This is a genomic window from Streptomyces sp. 2114.4 (assembly GCF_900187385.1).
In the GTDB taxonomy this organism is placed as follows: domain Bacteria; phylum Actinomycetota; class Actinomycetes; order Streptomycetales; family Streptomycetaceae; genus Streptomyces; species Streptomyces mooreae.
The window spans coordinates 6,494,373-6,514,153 of record NZ_FYEY01000001.1 but is presented as its reverse complement, the minus strand read 5'-3'; the positions used below and the strand labels follow the sequence as shown (position 1 = coordinate 6,514,153).

At 69.0% G+C, this 19,781-nt stretch carries 20 protein-coding genes and 1 pseudogene; 10 read left to right on the top strand and 11 right to left on the bottom strand.

Annotated elements, in window-relative coordinates; translation table 11 throughout:
• The 6 genes and pseudogenes from CFW40_RS38305 to CFW40_RS28565 all read right to left on the bottom strand — a co-directional run.
• Positions 1-216: pseudogene (locus CFW40_RS38305) on the bottom strand (purine permease); the annotation flags it as partial.
• A gap of 84 nt (positions 217-300) precedes the next feature.
• Positions 301-1,305, bottom strand: a complete 1,005-nt coding sequence (gene pucL, locus CFW40_RS28585) for a factor-independent urate hydroxylase (protein ID WP_256331238.1) — start codon at positions 1,303-1,305, stop codon at positions 301-303.
• 7 nt (positions 1,306-1,312) lie between these two features.
• On the bottom strand, positions 1,313-1,738 hold the full coding sequence (gene uraH, locus CFW40_RS28580; RefSeq protein WP_088800711.1) for a hydroxyisourate hydrolase: 426 nt from the start codon (positions 1,736-1,738) through the stop codon (positions 1,313-1,315).
• Positions 1,735-2,286: a 2-oxo-4-hydroxy-4-carboxy-5-ureidoimidazoline decarboxylase gene (gene uraD / locus CFW40_RS28575; protein ID WP_088800710.1), complete on the bottom strand. Its 552-nt coding sequence runs from the start codon at positions 2,284-2,286 to the stop codon at positions 1,735-1,737. The genes uraH and uraD overlap by 4 nt, the downstream gene beginning before the upstream one ends.
• Before the next feature lie 171 nt (positions 2,287-2,457).
• On the bottom strand, positions 2,458-2,838 hold the full coding sequence (locus tag CFW40_RS28570; RefSeq protein ID WP_088800709.1) for a helix-turn-helix domain-containing protein: 381 nt from the start codon (positions 2,836-2,838) through the stop codon (positions 2,458-2,460).
• Complete coding sequence (locus CFW40_RS28565; protein WP_088800708.1) at positions 2,835-3,104, bottom strand: hypothetical protein; 270 nt, start codon at positions 3,102-3,104, stop codon at positions 2,835-2,837. The genes CFW40_RS28570 and CFW40_RS28565 overlap by 4 nt, the downstream gene beginning before the upstream one ends.
• A gap of 137 nt (positions 3,105-3,241) precedes the next feature.
• Between CFW40_RS28565 and CFW40_RS28560 the strand changes: the two genes are divergently transcribed.
• From CFW40_RS28560 to CFW40_RS28540, 5 genes are all read left to right on the top strand, one after another.
• Positions 3,242-4,084, top strand: a complete 843-nt coding sequence (locus tag CFW40_RS28560) for a TIM barrel protein (RefSeq protein ID WP_088800707.1) — start codon at positions 3,242-3,244, stop codon at positions 4,082-4,084.
• Between the two features lie 40 nt (positions 4,085-4,124).
• Complete coding sequence (locus tag CFW40_RS28555; protein ID WP_088800706.1) at positions 4,125-5,021, top strand: 2-hydroxy-3-oxopropionate reductase; 897 nt, start codon at positions 4,125-4,127, stop codon at positions 5,019-5,021.
• A gap of 286 nt (positions 5,022-5,307) precedes the next feature.
• On the top strand, positions 5,308-6,765 hold the full coding sequence (locus tag CFW40_RS28550; RefSeq protein ID WP_088802424.1) for a catalase: 1,458 nt from the start codon (positions 5,308-5,310) through the stop codon (positions 6,763-6,765).
• A 526-nt stretch (positions 6,766-7,291) separates the two neighbouring features.
• Positions 7,292-8,077, top strand: a complete 786-nt coding sequence (locus CFW40_RS28545; RefSeq protein ID WP_088800705.1) for a hypothetical protein — start codon at positions 7,292-7,294, stop codon at positions 8,075-8,077.
• Positions 8,078-8,310: 233 nt separating this feature from the next.
• Positions 8,311-8,856: a GNAT family N-acetyltransferase gene (locus CFW40_RS28540; protein WP_088802423.1), complete on the top strand. Its 546-nt coding sequence runs from the start codon at positions 8,311-8,313 to the stop codon at positions 8,854-8,856.
• Between the two features lie 36 nt (positions 8,857-8,892).
• On the opposite strand, the gene CFW40_RS28535 is transcribed toward CFW40_RS28540, so the two are convergent.
• Positions 8,893-9,501 (bottom strand): class I SAM-dependent methyltransferase, encoded by a 609-nt coding sequence (locus tag CFW40_RS28535; RefSeq protein ID WP_256331239.1) that lies wholly within the window; start codon positions 9,499-9,501, stop codon positions 8,893-8,895.
• Between the two features lie 341 nt (positions 9,502-9,842).
• Between CFW40_RS28535 and CFW40_RS28530 the strand changes: the two genes are divergently transcribed.
• Entirely contained in the window at positions 9,843-10,223 is a 381-nt protein-coding gene (locus CFW40_RS28530; RefSeq protein ID WP_085923911.1) for an MmcQ/YjbR family DNA-binding protein, read from the top strand.
• A gap of 43 nt (positions 10,224-10,266) precedes the next feature.
• On the opposite strand, the gene CFW40_RS28525 is transcribed toward CFW40_RS28530, so the two are convergent.
• Positions 10,267-10,710 carry an ATP-binding protein gene (locus CFW40_RS28525; RefSeq protein ID WP_088800703.1) on the bottom strand — a complete coding sequence of 148 codons (444 nt, stop codon included), beginning with the start codon at positions 10,708-10,710 and terminating at the stop codon, positions 10,267-10,269.
• A 284-nt stretch (positions 10,711-10,994) separates the two neighbouring features.
• Positions 10,995-11,735, bottom strand: coding sequence for a GntR family transcriptional regulator (locus CFW40_RS28520; RefSeq protein WP_088800702.1), 741 nt, complete (start codon positions 11,733-11,735; stop codon positions 10,995-10,997).
• 82 nt (positions 11,736-11,817) lie between these two features.
• Between CFW40_RS28520 and CFW40_RS28515 the strand changes: the two genes are divergently transcribed.
• From CFW40_RS28515 to CFW40_RS28500, 4 genes are all read left to right on the top strand, one after another.
• Positions 11,818-12,912, top strand: a complete 1,095-nt coding sequence (locus tag CFW40_RS28515) for a DUF1152 domain-containing protein (protein ID WP_256331240.1) — start codon at positions 11,818-11,820, stop codon at positions 12,910-12,912.
• Between the two features lie 323 nt (positions 12,913-13,235).
• Positions 13,236-13,511, top strand: coding sequence for an ESX-1 secretion-associated protein (locus CFW40_RS28510; protein WP_256331241.1), 276 nt, complete (start codon positions 13,236-13,238; stop codon positions 13,509-13,511).
• Position 13,512: 1 nt separating this feature from the next.
• The gene (locus CFW40_RS28505; protein WP_088800700.1) at positions 13,513-14,607 is read left to right on the top strand and encodes a WXG100 family type VII secretion target; all 1,095 of its coding nucleotides are present in this window, start codon (positions 13,513-13,515) and stop codon (positions 14,605-14,607) included.
• Positions 14,608-14,613: 6 nt separating this feature from the next.
• Positions 14,614-15,360 (top strand): hypothetical protein, encoded by a 747-nt coding sequence (locus CFW40_RS28500; RefSeq protein WP_176956363.1) that lies wholly within the window; start codon positions 14,614-14,616, stop codon positions 15,358-15,360.
• 910 nt (positions 15,361-16,270) lie between these two features.
• On the opposite strand, the gene CFW40_RS28485 is transcribed toward CFW40_RS28500, so the two are convergent.
• Positions 16,271-17,911, bottom strand: coding sequence for an AMP-binding protein (locus tag CFW40_RS28485; protein WP_088802421.1), 1,641 nt, complete (start codon positions 17,909-17,911; stop codon positions 16,271-16,273).
• Between the two features lie 236 nt (positions 17,912-18,147).
• Positions 18,148-19,689, bottom strand: a complete 1,542-nt coding sequence (locus tag CFW40_RS28480; protein ID WP_088800699.1) for an AMP-binding protein — start codon at positions 19,687-19,689, stop codon at positions 18,148-18,150.
• Positions 19,690-19,781 lie beyond the last annotated feature (92 nt).

Sequence of the window (19,781 nt, the reverse complement as noted above, 5' to 3'; positions counted from 1 at the left end):
CCCGGCGATGAGCAGACCGGCGGCGATCAGCCGGGGCCGGCCCGCGGTGTCCAGGCCGACGGCCTGGCCGATGATGAGCGGAGGGGTGACGACACCGGCGTACAGGGCGGCGATGTGCTGGAGCGCGGCCGGGACGAGCCGTCCGACGGCCGGCTTCTCGTCCACCGGGTGGACCGGTGGCGCGGGGTGGTGCGGGGCGTGCGTGTGCTGTGCCATGGGTCGTTCCCCTCGGGTTCCGTGCGCCCCTCCCCGCCGCGGGGTGGGGAGGGACACACGCGGCACGGCGTTGCGTCAAAGCCGCTAGAGGTTCGTCAGATCCACCGGGATCTCGGGCTCGACACCGTCGCGCAGAACAGTGGCTTCGATCAGGCCGTACGGGCGGTCGGCCGCGTAGTACACGGCGCCCTCGGCGGTATCGTTCTTGAGCCCGAACGGCTCCAGATCGACGAGGAAGTGGTGCTTGTTCGGGAGCGAGAAGCGGATCTCGTCGACCTCCGAACGGTTGTTGATCACACGCGCGCCCATTTGGTACAGGGTCTGCTGCAGCGAGAGGCTGTAGGTCTCCGCGAACGCCTGCAGCATGTGCTTCTTGACCTGCTCGTACGAACGCTCCCAGTTCGGCATCCGCTGCTCGTCGTCGGTCCAGTTGAACCGCCAGCGGCTGGACACCTCGGTGGCCAGGATGCGGTCGTAGGCCTCCTTCAGCGTCGTGTACTTGTCCTTGATGTAGCCCCAGAACTCCGAGTTGGTGGAGTTCATCACCACGAGGTCCTTCAGGCCGGAGATGACCTGCCACCGCTCACCGTCATAGGTGATCTCGGTCAGGCGGGTCTCCTGGCCCTTGCGGACGAAGGAGTGCTGGACCTCGTCGGCGCCGATGAAGCGGGAGTTGGCGTCGGAGGGGGCGATCCGTTCCCAGGCGTACTCCTCGATCCGGATGCGGGCCCGGTGGATCGGCTCCTGGCTGGTGACGAAGTGCCGTGCCAGGTGGATGCCGAACTGCTCGGCCGAGTCGATCCCGTGCTCCTTGGCGAAGGCGTACACGGTGTTCTTGGTCGTGTCGGTGGGAAGGCAGTGGGCGTTGGAGCCGGAGAGGTGGACCTCTTCCAGGTCGCCGGAGAGCGAGACCGAGACGTTCAGGTCCTTGATGTGGTGCCTGTCACCGTCGCGGGTGATCTTGACGACGCGGTTCTCCGCTTTGCCGTACTGGTTCTGACCGAGAATCACAGGGCGGGCCGGGCGGGAATCGGCAGCGCGGGCCGGGCGGGAATCGGCAGCGTGGGCCGGGCGGGATTGGGCAGTCATGTCGGTGCTAGCTCCCTCGGTATACGGAGTAGCCGAACGGGTTGAGCAGCAGCGGTACGTGATAATGCTCGCCCGGCGTGACGGCGAAGGTGATCGCCACCTCCGGGAAGAAAGCTCCGCTGTCCCTTACGCGGGGGGCGTCCTGCTGTTCCTCGGCTTGCTGGGTTGCCTTGTGGTGTGCGCGGTGCCGGTGCGAAACGAAGTACTCCTCGACGGCGAAGTCGAGGCGCACGTGGGTTGTGCCTTCCGGCAGGGCCGGCAGGTCCTTGCAGCGTCCGTCCGCATCGGTCGTGGACGCGCCGTGGGCGGTCCAGGCGCCGTCGCGGCCGGAGCGCACCGCGAGCGTGAGGGCGACGCCCTCCGCGGGGCGGCCCACGCTGGTGTCCAGGATGTGGGTGGACACCGACGTCGGTGCAGCCCTCTCGCTGCTCATGCTGCGTCTCCTTCTGCGTGCTCGGCGATACGGGTCAGGCGGATGCGGTTGATCTTGCCGAGTTCCGCACGCACGATCTCGCGTTCCTGTTCCGGCGTGTTGTCGATCCGGTCACGGACGGCGTCGCGCATCTCCTCTCCGGTCCGGCCGGAGGCACAGATCAGGAAGACATGCCCGAACTTCTCCTGGTAGGCCAGGTTGAGTTCGAGCATCTCGGCCTTGAGCGCTTCGGAGGCGCCGGCCATCCCGCTCTGTTCTCGGCGCGAAGTGGGGTCGCCCGGCTTCGGACGGCCGATCGGCGGGTGCCCGGCCATCGCCTCGGCCAGATCCTCGGCGGTCAGCTCGGCCATGGCGGCGTCGCTCGCGGCGAACAGGGCATCGGCGGTGGCGTAGGGACGCTGCGCGAGAACCTTGCCGCCCCAAGCCCGGCTGGCACACACCTCGTGCAGTGCGGCCAGGGCCGCCTGGTCGTCGGCGGTGTTGAACCGGGTGAGGCCCGGCGTGGGCTCGGGGGTGTCCCCCGTCGAGCGTGGTGAACGCGTAGACACGGGAAGCCTCCGTGGCCTGGTGCTGGACAGCTCTGCTTGGCTGGAAACAGCTAAGACCCCTGGCAACAGCACGTCAACACTTTGTTGAAAACTCGGCGGCGCAAATGCCGCCGTCCGGTGATTCCGGGCGACGATTCCGGCGGCCGGTGCGGATCTCGGTCCGCTTCGCCCTCAGTCGGCGCCCTTCGCGGGGTTGTCCCTGTTCAGGTAGTTGTAAACGGTGAAGCGGCTGACGCCGAGGGCGGTGGCGACGGTCTCCACCCCGTGACGGACCGAGAAGGCCCCGCGGGACTCGAGTATCCGCACCACCGACTGCTTGGTCTTACGGTCCAGCTCCGCCAGCGGCATGCCGTGCCGGCGCTGGAGCTCGGCGAGGATGTGGTCGAGCGAGTCCGACAGATGCGGGAGCCGTACGGCCACCCGGTCCTGCCCCTCCCAGGTCAGCACGACATCATCGCCCTGCGCCTGGTCCGGCGCGAGCATCTGTCCACCCATCGCGTCGACCAGCGGCTTGACCGCCTGGACGAACGGGTGGTCAGCGGGCTCCGTCACGTCGCCTCCCCCGCGCCCTGACCGGCGCCCTGGATCACATTGACCTGCAGGGAGACCCGGGTGGCGCCCGCCTGCAGCGATTCCCGCAGCAGGGCGGCCACGGCACCGAGCACCTGCTCGGCCTCGCCCTCCGCCGTATTGCCGAAGGGGCCGACATCGACGGCGTCCAGCCCGGCACCCGTGACGACGTCCCGCGCCACCACCGCATGCGCCGGCGCCTCGTCCAGGTCGAACGGTTCCGTCGTGAACTCCACTCTCAATCGCACGCCGCTCAACCTACGCGCGGGAGCGCCCGGCCACCAGAAATTGCTCCGGGGCCCCCTTGACAGCCTTCGAGCCCGCCAGGCAGTCTTCCAATAAGCAGAAAAACAGTTCCACTATCCGGAAGGGAGTGCCGGGCCTGATGGGTTTCACGGACACGCGCTTCGACGTCAATCTGTCGATCCTGTTCACCGAGCTTCCGTTGCTGGAGCGGCCGGCGGCCGCGCGGGCGGCGGGCTTCACGGCGGTGGAGCTGTGGTGGCCGTGGGTGGACGCCCCGGTGCCGGAGCCGGCGGAGCTGGCGGAGCTGCGCACCGCGCTGACGGATGCCGGGACGCGGCTGGTGGGACTGAACTTCTACGCCGGACAGCTGCCGGGCCCGGACCGCGGAGCCCTGTCGGTCCCGGGCGAGGAGTCGGAGAAGTTCCGGGCGAATGTGCCGGTGGCGGTGGAGTTCGGCCGTTCGCTGGGCTGCACGTCCTTCAACGCCCTCTACGGCAACCGGGTGGCGGGGGTGCCGGCCGCCGAGCAGGACGCGCTGGCACTGGAGAACCTGGCGTTCGCCGCGCGGGCGGTCGCGGAGGTGGGCGGCACGGTGCTGATCGAGGCGCTGAACGCGCCGGAGTCGCCGCACTGCCCGATCGTCAGCGCACCGAAGGCCATCGAGGTGGTGGACGCGGTGAACGCGGCCACCGGCCTGGACAACACCCGCTTCCTGATGGACCTCTACCACCTGTCGATGAACGGCGAGGACCTGGACGAGGTCATCGACCGCTACACGCCCAAGACCGCCCATGTGCAGATCGCCGACAACCCCGGCCGCGGCGCCCCCGGCACCGGCGATCTCGACTTCGCCGACCTGCTCGGCCGCCTCAAGAAGGCCGGCTACCAGGGCTGGACCGGCCTGGAGTACAAGCCCGGCGACGGAACCGGCGCAGGCGCCTTCGCATGGCTCCCCGCCCCGCTGCGTGCGGCCCGCTCCTGACGACTTCCAGCACCGCGAAAACCGTGAAAGAGGCCTCCCGATGAGCAACCTGCCCAAGATCGCGTGGATCGGTCTCGGCATCATGGGCTCCCCCATGGCCGAAAACCTGATCAAGGCCGGCTACCAGGTCACCGGCTACACCCTCGAAGCCGACAAACTCCAGCGCCTCGCGGCGGCCGGCGGCACCGCAGCCGCCTCCCTGGCCGAAGCCGTCACCGATGCCGACGTCATCATCACCATGGTCCCGGCCTCCCCCCAGGTCGAAGCCATCGCCTACGGCCCCGGCGGCATCCTGGAAAACGCCCGGCGCGGCGCCCTGCTGATCGACATGTCCTCGATCACCCCGCAGACCTCCATCGACCTGGCCCACGCCGCCGCCGACAAGGGCATCCGTGTGCTGGACGCGCCCGTCTCCGGCGGCGAAGCCGGCGCCATCGAAGCCGTCCTGTCCATCATGGCCGGCGGCGACCGGGCCGACTTCGACGCCGCCCGCCCCCTGCTGGAAGCCCTCGGCAAGACCATCGTCCACTGCGGCCCCCACGGCGCCGGCCAGACCGTCAAGGCCGCCAACCAGCTGATCGTCGCCATCAACATCCAGGCCTGCGCCGAAGCCGTCGTCTTCCTCGAGAAGTCCGGCGTCGACCTCACCGCGGCCCTCGACGTCCTGGGCGGCGGCCTGGCCGGCTCCACCGTCCTGGCCCGCAAGAAGGACAACTTCAAGAACCGCGACTTTCCCCCCGGCTTCCGCATCGACCTCCACCACAAGGACATGGGCATCGTCACCGACGCCGCCCGCACCGTCGGCGCCGCGCTGCCCGTCGGCACCCTCGTCGCCTCCCTCGTCGCCTCGCTGCGCGCCCAGGGCGACGGCGGTCTCGACCACTCCGCCCTCCTCCGCGGCGTCGAACGCCTCTCCGGGCACCCCGTCGCGCACTGAGCCCACGGGGCCCGGACCCGGCCCCGTGCACGAGTGCGCCCGGGGGGGCTCGATCCGGCCCCTTCCCACGGGACCTTCAGCAAGTCCCCTCCGCCTTCCGGGCGGCGGCCGCGCCGACACTTGTCCTGTCGCGCCCAGGCGTGACCGCCGCCCGGAACACCCCCGGACACCTCTCAGCTTTGTTTCAACAAACTGTTGACGTTTGGTCGTAGCGCTTCTTACGCTCCGACACGCGGAAGCCAACTTCCGCGCTCTCGTACGGAAGGTCACCATGTCGAAGCCCACGCTGACGGCGCGCTTTCTCACTACGGAGGCTGGCGCCCCCGTCGCCGACAACCAGAACTCCGCCACCGCAGGCGCCGGCGGCCCGATCCTCCTCCAGGACCAGCACCTGCTGGAGAAGCTCGCCCGCTTCAACCGCGAGCGCATCCCGGAGCGCGTCGTGCATGCCCGTGGCTCCGGCGCGTACGGCTACTTCGAGGTGACCGACGACGTCACCGGCTTCACCCGTGCCGACTTCCTGGGCACCGTCGGCAAGCGCACCGAGACCTTCATCCGCTTCTCGACCGTCGCCGACAGCCTCGGCGGCCCGGACGCGGCGCGTGACCCGCGTGGCTTCGCCCTCAAGTTCTATACCGAAGAGGGCAATTACGACCTCGTCGGCAACAACACCCCGGTGTTCTTCATCAAGGACCCGGTCAAGTTCCCCGACTTCATCCACTCCCAGAAGCGCGACCCCTTCACCGGCAAGCAGGAGCCGGACAACGTCTGGGACTTCTGGGCGCACTCCCCGGAGGCGACCCATCAGGTCACCTGGCTGATGGGCGACCGCGGCATCCCGGCCTCCTACCGCCACATGAACGGCTACGGCTCGCACACCTACCAGTGGACGAACGCCGAGGGCGAGGCCTTCTTCGTCAAGTACCACTTCAAGACGAACCAGGGCATCCGCTGCCTGGACGCCGAGCAGGGCGCCGAGCTGTCCGGCAAGGACCCGAACAGCCACCAGACCGATCTGCTGCAGTCCATCGAGCGGGGCGTCTACCCCTCCTGGACGCTGTACGTACAGATCATGCCGGCGGCCGAGGCGGCGAACTACCGCTTCAACCCGTTCGACCTGACGAAGGTGTGGCCGCACAGCGACTACCCGCTGCAGCGGGTGGGCCGCCTGGTCCTGGACCGCAACCCCGACAACGTCTTCGCCGAGGTCGAGCAGTCGGCCTTCTCGCCGAACAACTTCGTGCCCGGCATCGGCCCGTCCCCGGACAAGATGCTCCAGGGCCGGCTCTTCGCCTACGCCGACGCGCACCGCTACCGCCTGGGCGTCAACCACACCCAGCTGCCGGTCAACGCCCCCAAGGCGACCGAGGCCCACAACTACGGCCGGGACGGCCTGATGGCCACCCACCGCTACGACCGGCACGCCAAGAACTACGAGCCGAACTCCTACGGCGGCCCGGTCCAGACGGACCAGCCGCTCTCCGCCCCGCTCGCCGTCTCCGGCCACACCGGCACCCACGAGGCACCGGCGCACACCAAGGACGACGACTTCTTCCAGGCCGGCGAGCTCTACCGCCTGATGTCACAGGACGAGAAGACCCGTCTGGTCGACAACATCGCCGGCGGCCTCTCCCAGGTCAGCCGCGACGACGTGATCGAGAAGAACCTGGCTCACTTCCACGCCGCCGACCCGGACTACGGCGCGCGCGTCGAGGCCAGGGTCCGCGAACTGCGCGAGGACTGACGGGAGGTCGGCTTCCTTGCGCATCCGTAGCGGCCGGCCCGTTTGAGGGGTGGCCGGCCGGTACGGAGCCGCAGCGCGAGCTCCGCGGTACACCGGGAGAACCAGTGCGGTGGCCGCGCCCGCCCGAGGCAAAGGGCGGGCCTCTCCCCCACCGCGGAGCCCGCCTGCTCCCCGCCCCACAGACTCCGTCCGGCGGCGCGATGTCCTGTCGCGCCCGATCCTCGCGCTGTCGGACGGGAACCACAGCGGGCCCGGGATCCGTACGTCACGGATCCCGGGCCCTGTGTGCGTGGCACGTCCGGCCTCGTGTGCGTGGCGCGCCCGGCCTCGTGTGCGTGGCGCGCCCGGCCGCACGGACGGCCCCTGCGCGCCGCGATGCGCTCCCCCCATGCGCCGTGGCTCCCGCGCGGTTCTCACCCACCTGCGGCTCTCCTCGCAAATCGCCCCCCTGCGCCCGACTTTGGAGAGACCATGGGAACAGCAGCAGATCCGACCTGTCTGCCGCCCGACCTGCCAGGAGCCGACCATGGCCGACAGCGTGCCGGTGCGGTGCCCCACGTGCCGCCGCGAGAACGCCTTCACCCCGCCCACCTTCCCGTGCGCGTGCGGTGCCCCGCTGACCCTGCCCGTGCTGCGCGGCGGCGTGCCCGTCGAGATACTCCACCGCACGTGGCAGGCCTCCTGGGTGGAGGTGCGCTGCGAGGTCTGCGGACGGCAGGACGAATGGCCCGCACCGGAGTCCGGCTGCGCCTGCGGCACCGTCGTACGGGTCCCGGTCGTCCCCGCGCCGGTCCCACCACCGCCGAATTTCCCCTCCCCCGGCCCACCGCCACCGAGGCGCGGACCGGCCCCCGCTCCTGATCCCGCTGCTGCCCCCTCTCCCCCTTCCGCTTCCGCTTCCGGGACGCCGCGCCCCGCCCTGCGCCCGGCGTTCCGCCCGGTCACCATCCGCACGGCCCGCGACTGTGTCACCGCCGCCCAGCAGTATCTGAAGTGGCTGGGTTACGCCGATGTCGCCCGGACCCAGGAGCGCACCGCCTCCGGCGTGGACCTCCGCGGTACGGGCGTGGTCGCCCAGGTCGACCCGACCACCCGCGCCACCCAGCTGCGCGAGATCGAATGCGTCTGGCTCAACGGCCTGAACGCCTCGGCCATCGCGGTCTTCTTCTCGCTCGCCGGCTATGCCCGCGACGCCCGCTCCCGCGCCGACGACCTGCACATCCCACTGTTCGTCATGGACCTCACCGGCACCCCGCAGCCGGTCAACGACCCGGCCGACGAACTGATCAAGTACGGGGCGGCGGGGCGGTGATGCTGTCGCGTTGCGGCGCCGGGCGGCCCGGGACTCACGACCGCCGACTGAGCGACTGGACAGGTGAGGGCCGACGGCTGGGCAGTTGAGGGCCGACGGCTGGGCAGCTGGGCAGGCAAGGACCGAGGCTGCGGGGCGGCTGGGCGGCTGGGACCGATGACTGGGCGGTTCACAGCAAGCAGTACGGAAATCCGCTCGCCTCCCCCGCCCGGACCGGCGACACTGACCCCGTGCTGCTCATCCATGCCCCCTCCCTCGCCGAGCTGCCCACCCTGCGCAGCATCGAGCTCGCGTCCGGTACGGCATTCCGCGGGCTCGGCATGGCGGCGATCGCGGACGCCGAACCACCGTCCCTCGCACAGCTGACGGCGTTCCAGCGCGCGGGCCGGGCACTGGCGGCGTACGAGGAACCGGGCGAGACGGCGGCCCCCCACTCCACCGGACAGCCACTCGGCTTTCTGCTCTGGGAGCCGGTCGACGGCTGCACCCACATCGAGCAGGTCTCGGTCCACCCGCAGCACGCCCACCGCCGCATCGGCCGGGCACTGATCGACCGGGCGGAACGCGCGGGCGGCCCGGCCCCACTCACCCTGACCACCTTCGCCGAGGTTCCCTGGAACGCGCCGTACTACGCCCGGCTCGGATTCCGGACCCTCACCGCTACCGAACTCACCCCGGGCCTGCGGGCAATCCGCGCCCACGAGGCGGCACTGGGACTCGACCGCTGGCCGAGGGTGTGCATGAGGCGAGAGGCCGGCGGGGCGGGCAGCGGAACGTGAGCGCTGCGACCGCCCGCCCCCGGGCAACGTCGCCGCTCAGGCGCCCCTCCCGGACGCCGTGACCACGCGGCTCCGCATCCACGGGAAACCCCACCACATGCGCCAGCCCAGCGAGCGGACACCGAGCCCACTGACCGGGAGCTCTCCCAGGACGTCCCGGTAAAGGACCACGGAGCGCCCGATGTCCACGATCACCAGCCGTCCCCCGGGGCGCAGTACGCGTACCGCCTCGGCGATGGCCCGGCGCCGCTCTCCCGCATCCTTGATGTTGTGGATGGCCAGGCTGGAGAGCACGACATCGAACTCGCCGTCGCCGAAGGGCAGGTCCCGCAGGTCACCGGTGTGCAGCTCCACCCGGTCGTGGACCCCCTCAGCCTCCGCATTGCGCGAGGTGACGCTCCGGGCGTTACCCGACTGGTCAACCCCACGCCACAAGTCCACGCCCACGGCCCGGCCCTCCGGAAGCCGCCGTGCGCCGGCCAGCAACACGGCCCCACGTCCGCACCCGAGATCCAGCAGCCGCTCGTCGCCGCGCAGCTCCAACTCGTCCAGCAGCCCTTCCCACACCGTGAACTTTCCGCGCCGCGTGGCATGCGCGTACAGCACCAAGGCGACGGCCATCACCAGCGCGCACAGAAACGGCACCCAGGCCCACCCCCTCCCAGGCCCCAAAAGCGTGCCGATCACCGCCAGGGACGACCCCACAGCTCCGCAGGCAAGGCCGAACAAGGCGTACGGGGCGTCGACGCCATATGCGCCTCGCCGTCGCTCCTGCCCTCCGTCAACTTCACTCAGCACAATGAGTCCCCCCTCAAGGATCATGACGAAATGCCAGATTATTCCGGCGAGTTGACATCCTGCGCGATCGGCGCGCCCAATCGGCCATTCCGGTCGCTGTTCCCCACAGGCCGCAGGCCGAGACCGCTCGCCGCAGGTATGGCGAACGCCCCCTCAGCCATGACAGCTCCACCGGCCATACTGACGGAATGATCGACGCGAATGCTCTGCGGGCCGCCTGCCTGGACTTCAATGGCGCGGTCGAGGAGTTCCCCTTCCCCCGGCACCCGGACGTGTCCACCTTCAAGGTCGGCGGAAAGATCTTCGCACTCACGACCCTCACGGATGCGCCGCTCACCGTGAGCCTCAAATGCGACCCCGAACTGGCAGAACGACTGCGCGCCACACACCCCGAGGTGGTCCCCGGCTACCACCTCAACAAGCGCCACTGGAACACCGTTTCGCTGACCGGCGCCCTCCCCGACCAACTCATCCTCGACATGATCGAGGACTCCTACGACCTCGTGGTCGCTTCACTTCCCCGCGCTCAGCGCTTGCTGCTCGACTGGCCGGGCGAGCGGCGGCCCTGACAGCCAACGCCGACGCGCACGGGCACCGTGGGGCCTCCGCTCATCAGGACTTCCAAGCTCCGTCAACAGAGAACGAGACCATCGCCCCGCCATAGCGACTGGGCCCGGCACTCCAGCAGTCAGCCAACGCATCGACAAGATGCAGGCCCCGGCCATGCGCTTCATCGGCGGCAGCCTCGCGCATGCGGACCTTCGCGGGAAACCCGGGATTGTGCACATCTACCCGCAGTGCTTCACCGACACGCCACCACTCCACGCGCACCCGCCAGGAGTCCTCCGCCTCTCCGTAGAGAACAGCGTTGGTCACCAGCTCGGAGATCATCAATACGCATTCGTCCACCGAGCAGGCCAGCTCATGCGGATCTGTGAACTTTCTGAACCAGCGCCGAGCCCGCGCCACGGACTCGGGCACCGGGTACAAGGTCATGGCGCCGATGTACACGGGCTCAACCCCCGACCCCTCAGGGCCTCCGATGACGTCGCTCATTCCGTCCTACTCCCTACCGGTGCCGCCGCAGTCCAGACAGCGCCGCTTGGACGTAGCACGGGCGCGAGCGTCAGCCGCGGAGGCCGCCAAGGCTGAGCGGGAGCCGACCCGCTTCCAGCCTCGGCCCCGGCATCCACGACACGCGGCCGCGGCGACGTGTCGTAACTCCGCAGATGCCTGACTCGCGTCCGTGCCCCCTTCCGGCAAAGTGGCCTTAGCCACTTACTGGATAGTGGCTTTAGCCACTTGGCGCCGCAAGCGTTTCGTCAGAGAACCAAGGCTTTCTACCCGATCGGGTATCCCTGCTCGAACGCCCAACGGCTGGGCGGATACGTCGCCTCGGCGAACTCCAGAGGGCGATCCTGCAGGTCATAGACGACGTGATGGACGATCAGCACCGCTGACCCCGGCTCCAGTTCCAAGTCGGCCGCCTCGTCATCGGTCGCGAGGCGAGCGCACATCCGGTCCTCGGCATAGCTGCCCTGGCGCCCCGTCATGGTCTCGACGTACATCAGCGTGCCCTCCTGGATCCGATCGGGATCCCGGAGCTTCGGCGCGCGCTCACCCACGTCGGGGCCGAACCAGGAGGTGGAGAGCGTGATGGGACCGGAGTCGTTCTTGGTGACCCGTCGGCGGTGCACCGCACGGGCGCCGGCAGCCAGGTTCAGTGATTCCGCCACATAATCCGGCGCCTCCAACCAGCCCGCTGACGTGATCACCGCGTACTCGCCCGGCGTGTAGATCTTGCCCGTCTGCTTGGCCCGCCCGTACAGCTCACGAGCACGGCGGTTGACCGCCAGGCCCCGCACGTACGTGCCCGAGCCCTGCCGCTCCTCGACCAACCCCTGGTGCCGCAGAGCCTCCAGCGAACGCGCAGCCGTCGGGCGCGACACGCTCCAATCCGCCGCCAGTTGACGTTCCGACGGCACTTCGTCACCAGGCCGCAAGTCGCCCCGCAGGATCTGATCGCGAATGTGGTGCGCGATCTGAAGGTACTTGGGCTGGGTCTCCTCGATCTTCGGCATCCGCTCCCCCTTCCCTAAGTGGCTATTACCTCTAGCCACTATAGAGTGAGTGGCTAGTAGAGCGGCCCGTACGCTGGCGCACGTGACGCGCTTGATCGTGGCAGCAGGAGGAGGAGGCGACGCTGTCGCCGCGGCGATGCTGGATGCCGCCCTCTACGGCGCCGAGACTCCGGCGGTGATCCTCACCTACGCGTGGGACCGTCTCTTGATCGACCCCATCCCGGGCCCAAGAGGGCCGGCCAACTTCACCGGCCTCCGCCCCCTCACCCGAAGCGTCCAGGCCGTTCCCGCCGACGCAACACCGATCGCTCCCGCGGGCTCGACGCTTCCCCGACTGGCAGCAGAGCTCCCGCAGACCTTCGCGCTCATCGACCCGCACCACGGCGCCGAGGGCATGGTCCGCCAACTCGAAGAGCTCGTCCAGCACTTGGAACCGGACTCCATCGACCTCCTGGATGTGGGCGGCGACATCCTCGCCCAGGGCGACGAGCCCACCCTCCGGAGCCCACTCGCCGACGCACTCACTCTCGCGGCGTGCTGTGAACTTAACTTCCCCGTGCGGCTCCTGGTCGCCGGCCCCGGCCTCGATGGCGAACTCCCCGCTGACGCCCTGCGTGATCGCTTGGGCCCTGTTGCCCTGACGCTCACGGCCGCGCACGTCACACCCGTCAGCTCGGTACTGGAATGGCACCCTTCCGAGGCAACGGCCATGCTCGCCGCCACCGCACGAGGCGCCCGTGGTCTGTGCGAGGTGCGGGATGCCGGCCTGCCGGTGCCGCTCACCGACGACGGCTCCGTCGTGTACGAGGCGGATCTCGACGAGGCGCTGAACCGCAACCATCTCGCCCGAGCCATCCTTGCCACCGAGAACCTGCACCAGGTCGAGCAGCACAGCCGGGAGATCTGCGGCTTCTCCGAGATCGACTATGAGCGCAACAAGGCCAGTTGGCTCACCAGCCAGCAGACCCAAAAGCTCGCCCCGGAAGCCGTCCTCCACCGGCTCGACGAGTTCGAGACCGACGCCCGCTCCCGCGGAATCACCCACACCACGTTCCGCCGGCTCACCGAAGCATTCGGCCTCAGCGGCAACCAGCGCCAAGACCTCAGAGCACTACTGCTTAGCTGTCGCCCTGAGCAGTACCAGGCCCCGCTCTGGCACATCTCGTCCGGAGCTTGAGTAACAACTTTCTCTACGAGTTCAAGGCGGCTCGCTCCGCTTCCCCGCGCGCGGCCCGGCCGGGGCCGGGCCGCGCACACAGCAATCAGCTGCCTGAGGCCAGAGAAGGGGTACGTCGTGGCTGGGGCGGTCGGCTCCACGGCTTTAAAGAGCGCATTTACGGGGCCTTCGGGTTGCGTCAAGGGTCCATAAAACTCATACCCAATCGAGCAAATATTCGGCACCTATGCGCCTATGCTCCCCGGGTGCATTGATCACAAAAGGCTTCACCATGGGGGACTGCGTTGGCGCACGAGCATTTTTCGATACATCCCGGGCCGGTCATGGCTCTGGCCAAGGACTTCACGTCCTCCTCCGACCATCTGGACGACCGCATCAGCACCTTCGCCTCGCGGGCGGAGAACGTGGATGACGCCTTCGGTGTGATGTCCGAGTCCACTGAAGTCCTCTCCCAGTACGTGGAGATGACCCGTCACACAGTGACCTCCCTGCGGCAGCTGAGCGCCGGACTGAAGCACTACGCCGCAGGCCTGCACCACACCGTCGCCTCCTACCACGCATCTGACTCCGCGCAGGCGCAGCAGTTCGGGGGGAAGTGACATGGGCGACCAGCATCAGGAACACCAGCCGAAGATCGAGAAGAGCTTCGACCTCTTCAACCCCGGCGGGGACCCGTCCGTGCTACGGGCCTGCGCCGAGGCGTGGCGGCACATGGCCCACGACCTGAAGACCACGATCGAGACGCAGGACCACGAGGTCGCCCGGCTCGGCGACAACTGGACCGGCAAGGCAGCCGACGCCTTCCACTCGCACTGGAATCACACCAGGGGCCAGGTGGGGAAGGTGTTGCCGCAGTTCGCATCCGTGGCCCATCAGCTGGACACCACTGCTGACGCCATCCAGAAGGCCAACGACGAGGTCCACCGCGTGGCCGAGGAGATCGCCGCGACGGTGGCGATCGGCATCGGCCTGACGGTGCTCACCGCAGGCTTCTCCGACGCCATCGCGGCGGGTGCGGCCTCGGCGGAGATCGCCGAGGCTACGGGCGAGATCACCCGGCTCGGACAGATCCTGATCAGGGCTGCCAAGGCGATCGAGACGGTGAAGCAGGCAATGGCGGACAGCAAGCTGCTCAAGTTCACCATCGAGTTCGCGAAGGGGACCGGCGCCAACTTCGTCGGCAACGTTGGCGGACAGGCCCTCACCGGACAGAAGATCACCTGGGGGCAGGACTTCCAAGACGCCGCCATCGCCTCCGGAGTGGGCACGGGAATCTCGGCAGGAGCGGGGAAGCTCGGGCAGAAAATCGGGGACTGGGCGCGCAGTGGCGGGTCGCACGGAGCGGATTGGGCTCCCGGCAAGGCCATCGGCGAGGGGCTGAAGGGAAACAACCTCCTCGGCAGGACGGCCGTGGAGGGCGCGGGCGGTGCGGGCGGGCAGGCCGCGGCGGACGGGGGAGAGATGTGGATCGAAGGCGAAGACCGGAACGTCGGGCGGGACATGCTCTTCAGTGGTGCCGGCGGAGCCGTTGGTGGGGCCGCAAACCACGCCGGGGACAAGGCCTTCGAGTCAATCAGCGGCGTGCACCGCAAGGGCGGCCCCGCCCATCTCCCCGCCTTTCAGCAGATCGCCATCGACGGCCTCATCTACGGCAACGCCAATAAGCTCAACACCGATACCGCATCGGACGATTGATCCATCGTGTTCGAGGTTCGCAAAAGCATCAAGCGCTTCCGGGAGGACCCGGCCTGGGCGTACCACAAGCACGGTCGGGACTTCCTCGATACGTTCGACCGCCTCGGCTACCCGTTCAGCCTCGGCAGCGATGGTGTCGGTATCCGCGATCTGGTCCAGGGCAGCTTCCACGGTCAGGAGGTGAGCCTGTTCCATGTCCTTGCCTGGAAGCGTTGCGCCAAGAGCAGTGTCGCGTGGAACTATTCCGTGGCCGTACTCCCCCTGCTCCGTGCCCTCCCCTCGACCGCCGCCACGGCCCGTCGGCTGAATGTCCCCGACGAAAAAATTCCCGCCCTCAACCGCGTCACCGGCCGCGGCAGGGACCTGCCCAACCTCGGCACGCACCTGGTCCGCTACTGCGCCGACGATCCCGATTTCGCGGCTCTCATCAGCACATACGCCATGGAACGGGTCATGCACGACGCCCGGCTGGCCTGGCGCATCGAGGGCGACCGCATCATCGGGTGGACGTACGGACGTAAGACGTACGAGGACATTTTGACCCTGGCCGAAACCCTGGCGGCCATCGTCGACGACTTCCCCGAAGAGGCGTGGAACTGGCCACAGCAACAAGAATCCGGCAGTACACCGCGCCACGGCCCCGGCAAGCATCGCGCGCCCACCCGGGAAGGGTTCATCCGCCGGGCAGCAGATCCCAGCCGATGGCCTGTAGGACGACAGCCACGTCATCAACCTGAACAGGCGGATGACTGACCGTCCCTGAGGTTCTCGCTTTGGTGCCGGCAGCCTTATAAATCACGGTGCGTGTCTACGAAACCCCTTTCCGGGAGTGCCCGCGGCCTCCTCGCCGTCACTGGCACGCCACCTCCCCGGTCCGGGGCCCGCGTCGAGCAAGACCAGGGCGTGAATCCGCAGGCGAGATCCGGGCCCTGGGCGTATACGACTTGCTCGGTCATGGCGGTGGCCACGACGGCGTGTCCGGTAAAGGCGACCGAGCATTCGAGCCCCCCGGGAAGGGGCGGCAGCACCGTCACCCGGCCGTCGACCGGCGGGAAGCAATTGTCGGCGGCGTCCATGAAGAAAGTCAGGAGCGGATGCGCTTCGCGCACGGTCGGCCACCTCCGTGTTGAGGAAGTCCAGTAGCGGGTAATTGTCGCGTTCTATGACCATCACAGGGTCATTCGGGAAGGTACGGCCTTCGCGCGCTCCCTCCCCGACACCGGTCCACAGGTCTTGAGCATTGTGGGTGCGGGGGCTGCCGCGCACGCTGCCCGGGCGGGTTCGCCCCATCTACACCGGTTTCCTCGGCCTGATCCCCCGGGATGCTGGCGTGCGGCTTCGGTATCTGGATTGCCTATCTGGCGGTTGCCGTCCCGTGGCTGTTGCGCCGGGTGCGGGTCGAGGACGGTCTGATGGCTGGGAAGTTCGGCGCTTCGTACGCTGCCTACGGCGCTTGCGTCCGGCGCTGATCCCGTGGACGCGTCCCGCCCGGGTAGGTCTCCGCCGCGCCAGCGGGGAGTGTCGGTAGTGCGGGGCGGCCACGCGCGGCGGGGCGGAGGGGAGCCGGGCGGGACGCGGATACCCGGCCCCTTACGCTCGCCGAGGGGCGCGCCGCCCTCGCCCGGTCGTCGGGCGCGGATTCATCTCCGTACGTGCCCAAGCGTCATCGCCGTAGCCGCCCCAGCTCCCCCGCCAGCAGCTCGCGCAGCTCGACCTTGCGGACCTTGCCGCTGACGGTCATCGGGAAGGCGTCGAGGATGTGGAGGTGGCGCGGCACCTTGTAGTGGGCGAGGCGGGAGTGGCAGTAGTGGGCCAATTCGTCGGGGGTGAGGGGGTCTTCGGGGTCGCGGAGGATGATGCAGGCGGCGATCTCCTCGCCGTATTTCGCGTCGGGGACGCCTACGACCTGGACATCGGCGATCTTGGGGTGGGAGTAAAGGAACTCCTCGATCTCGCGCGGGTAGACGTTCTCACCGCCCCTGATGATCATGTCCTTGATGCGGCCGACGATCCGGACGTAGCCGTCCTCGCTCATCACCGCGAGATCGCCGGTGTGCATCCACCGGGCGGCGTCGATGACCTCGGCGGTGCGCTCGGGGTCCTCCCAGTAGCCGAGCATCACGCTGTAGCCGCGGGTGCACAGTTCGCCGGGGGCCCCGCGGGGCACGGTCACCCCGCTCGCCGGGTCGACGACCTTCACCTCGATGTGCGGCAGCACCCGGCCGACGGTCGCGGTGCGGTGTGCGAGGTCGTCGTCGCGGCGGGTCTGGGTGGAGACCGGGGAGGTCTCGGTCATGCCGTAGCAGATGGAGACCTCGGTCATGTGCATCTCGGCGACCACCCGCTTCATCACCTCCTCGGGACATGGGGAGCCCGCCATGATGCCCGTACGGAGGGAGGTGAGGTCGTAGCCGGCGAAATCGGGGTGGTTGAGCTCGGCGATGAACATGGTGGGGACGCCGTAGAGGGAGGTGCAGCGCTCGTCCTGGACGGCCTGGAGGGTGGTGGCGGCGTCGAAGGCGGGGCCCGGGATGACGATGCAGGCGCCGTGCGAGGTGGCGCCGAGGTTGCCCATGACCATGCCGAAGCAGTGGTAGAAGGGCACCGGCAGACACACCCGGTCCTGTTCGGAGTAGGCGACGGTCTCGCCGACCCAGTAGCCGTTGTTGAGGATGTTGTGGTGGGAGAGGGTGGCGCCCTTGGGGAAGCCGGTGGTGCCCGAGGTGTACTGGATGTTGACCGGGTCGTCGGCGGTGAGGGTCTTCTCGCACTCGGCGAGCCGGGTGTGCCCGATGGTGGCGCCTGCCTCCAGCAGCCCGTCCCAGGTGGGGTCGCCGATGTAGACCACTTCGCGCAGCGCCGGGCTCTCGGCGCGTACCTCCTCGATCATCCCGCGGTAGTCGCTGGTCTTGTGGTGGGTCGCGGAGACCAGGAGCGAGATGCCGGCCTGGCGCAGCACGTATGCCAACTCGTGGACGCGGTAGGCGGGGTTGACGTTGACGAGGATGGCGCCTATCCGCGCGGTGGCGTACTGGACGAGGACCCATTCGGCGCAGTTGGGCGCCCAGATGCCGACCCGGTCACCCTTGCCGACGCCCTTGGCCAGCAGGCCGAGCGCCACCTCGTCGACCGCGCGGCCCAGTTCGGAGTAGGTCCAGCGACGGCCGCTCGCCACCTCGACCAGCGCCTCGCGGCCGCCGAACCGGGCAATGGTGCGGGCCAGATCGGCCCCGATGGTGTGCCCGAGCAACGGCCGGTCGGCGACCCCGCAGGCGTACGACAGTTCCTGGTGCGGCTCGCTCATGTCCTGGTACGGCTCGCTCATGTCCTCGTGCGGATCGCTCATCGGTGGTTCTCCTCGCGTACTCCGGCACTGTGCGGCCGGCTCATCGGTGGTTCCCGTCGCGGCACGCGGCACGCGGCAGCACTGCCGTCGCCCTGCGCCGTGCGGTCCCGCAGCTCGATACGGGGCTCTCGCCGGAGACGGGGCCTTGGGATCTTCATCAACGGCAGCCGGGGATCGGCTCCCGTCCCCGGTCGTCAGTTGACTCCCCGGTCGCGCCCGGACCAGTACGGCCGACGGAGCTTGAACTTCTGGATTTTGCCGGTGGCCGTGCGGGGGATCTCGTCGCGGAATTCGACGGACGTCGGAGCCTTGTAGCCGGCCATGTGGCGCTTGCAGTGGTCGATGATGTCGGACTCCTCGGCCGTCGCCCCTTCGGCGAGGACCACCAGGGCCTTGATCGTCTCGCCCCACTTCTCGTGCGGCACACCGATCACGGCGACCTCGGCGACCGCCGGGTGACTGAAGATCGTGTCCTCCACCTCGATCGATGACACGTTCTCGCCGCCGGTGATGATGACGTCCTTCTTCCGGTCGGAGATCGTGAGGTGGCCGTCGGCGGGGTCCAGGGTGCCGCCGTCGCCGGTGCGGAACCAGTCGTCCTCGAGCGCCGCCGACGTCTCCTCCGGCTTGTCCCAGTAGCCTTCGAGCACCGTATTCGAGCGGGCCAGGACCTCACCGGAGTCGGAGATCTTCAGCTTGACGCCGAGCGCGGGCAGACCCGCACGGGACAGCTTGCGGGCCCGCTCCCCGGCGGGAAGGTCCGCGTCGCCGGGCAGGGTCCGGTTGAAGGTCAGGAGCGGCGACGTCTCGGTGAGGCCGTAGATCTGGGTGAACTCCCAGCCCAGTTCCTCACCCATTCGTGCGATCGTCGCGCTCGGCGGCGGCGCCCCCGCGCAGACCACGCGCACGCGGTCGCGCCCCGGGATCTCGCCGGGCCAGGTTGCCGCGGCGTTGAGGACGGCATTCCACACGGCGGGCGCGCCGCACATGAGGGTGACACCGTGCTCCTTGACCCGCCGCAGGATCTCCGTGCCGTCGACCTTGCGCAGCACCACTTGTTTGACGCCGAGTCCGGCCATCACATACGGCATCCCCCAGCCGTTGCAGTGGAACATCGGCAGCGTGTGCATGTAGACGTCGCGCTCCCACACGCGGGTGTGCAGGGCGAAGGTCAGTCCGTTGACCCAGATGTTGCGGTGGGTGAGCTGTACGCCCTTGGGGCGGGCGGTGGTGCCCGACGTGTAGTTGATCGTCGCGGTGGCGTCCTCGTCCGGGTGCGACCACGGGCGCGGATCCACACCGAACCGCATCAGCTCGGACTCGGTCTGCTCGCCCAGTACGAAGCGGTGCCGCACCTCGATGCCGGCCAGTGCCTCCTCCAGCTCCGGGTCGACGAGCAGGACCGAGGCCCCGCTCTGCCGGACCACATAGGCGACCTCTTCGCGCTTGAGGCGGAAGTTCACCGGGACACAGATGCGGCCGCTCATCGGCACCGCGAACAGCAGCTCCAGCAGGCGGGTGGAGTTGTGGCTGACCACCGCCACCCGCTCACCCTCGCCGATCCCGAGGGCGTCCAGGCCCGCCTGCCAGGCGCGGACCCGTTCGGCGAACCGGCCGTACGTCGCTACGGGCACCGGTGGGGCGGGCTGCTGCGGCTCGTCGACCACCCCCGGGCTCTCGCGGAAGCCCAGGTCGGCGCGGTCGAGGAAATCCGCGATCGTCATCGGTGTCCGCATGCTTTCTCCTGTGTTCGGAGGGATGTGGTACCCACACGCCTGGAAGCTGAAGGGGAGTTTGGCAGTCGCCTGACGGCAGCGGTTCTGCCGCG

Excerpts from the sequence above, each read along its gene's own strand:
- CFW40_RS28525 (WP_088800703.1), bottom strand. The coding sequence starts at position 10,710 with ATGAGCGACGTCATCGGAGGCCCTGAGGGGTCGGGGGTTGAGCCCGTG.
- CFW40_RS28555 (WP_088800706.1), top strand. The coding sequence starts at position 4,125 with ATGAGCAACCTGCCCAAGATCGCGTGGATCGGTCTCGGCATCATGGGC.
- CFW40_RS28480 (WP_088800699.1), bottom strand. The coding sequence starts at position 19,689 with ATGCGGACACCGATGACGATCGCGGATTTCCTCGACCGCGCCGACCTG.
- pucL (WP_256331238.1), bottom strand. The coding sequence starts at position 1,305 with ATGACTGCCCAATCCCGCCCGGCCCACGCTGCCGATTCCCGCCCGGCC.
- CFW40_RS28560 (WP_088800707.1), top strand. The coding sequence starts at position 3,242 with ATGGGTTTCACGGACACGCGCTTCGACGTCAATCTGTCGATCCTGTTC.
- CFW40_RS28510 (WP_256331241.1), top strand. The coding sequence starts at position 13,236 with ATGGCTCTGGCCAAGGACTTCACGTCCTCCTCCGACCATCTGGACGAC.
- CFW40_RS28530 (WP_085923911.1), top strand. The coding sequence starts at position 9,843 with ATGATCGACGCGAATGCTCTGCGGGCCGCCTGCCTGGACTTCAATGGC.
- uraH (WP_088800711.1), bottom strand. The coding sequence starts at position 1,738 with ATGAGCAGCGAGAGGGCTGCACCGACGTCGGTGTCCACCCACATCCTG.
- CFW40_RS28485 (WP_088802421.1), bottom strand. The coding sequence starts at position 17,911 with ATGAGCGAGCCGCACCAGGAACTGTCGTACGCCTGCGGGGTCGCCGAC.
- CFW40_RS28505 (WP_088800700.1), top strand. The coding sequence starts at position 13,513 with ATGGGCGACCAGCATCAGGAACACCAGCCGAAGATCGAGAAGAGCTTC.
- CFW40_RS28545 (WP_088800705.1), top strand. The coding sequence starts at position 7,292 with ATGGCCGACAGCGTGCCGGTGCGGTGCCCCACGTGCCGCCGCGAGAAC.
- CFW40_RS28520 (WP_088800702.1), bottom strand. The coding sequence starts at position 11,735 with ATGCCGAAGATCGAGGAGACCCAGCCCAAGTACCTTCAGATCGCGCAC.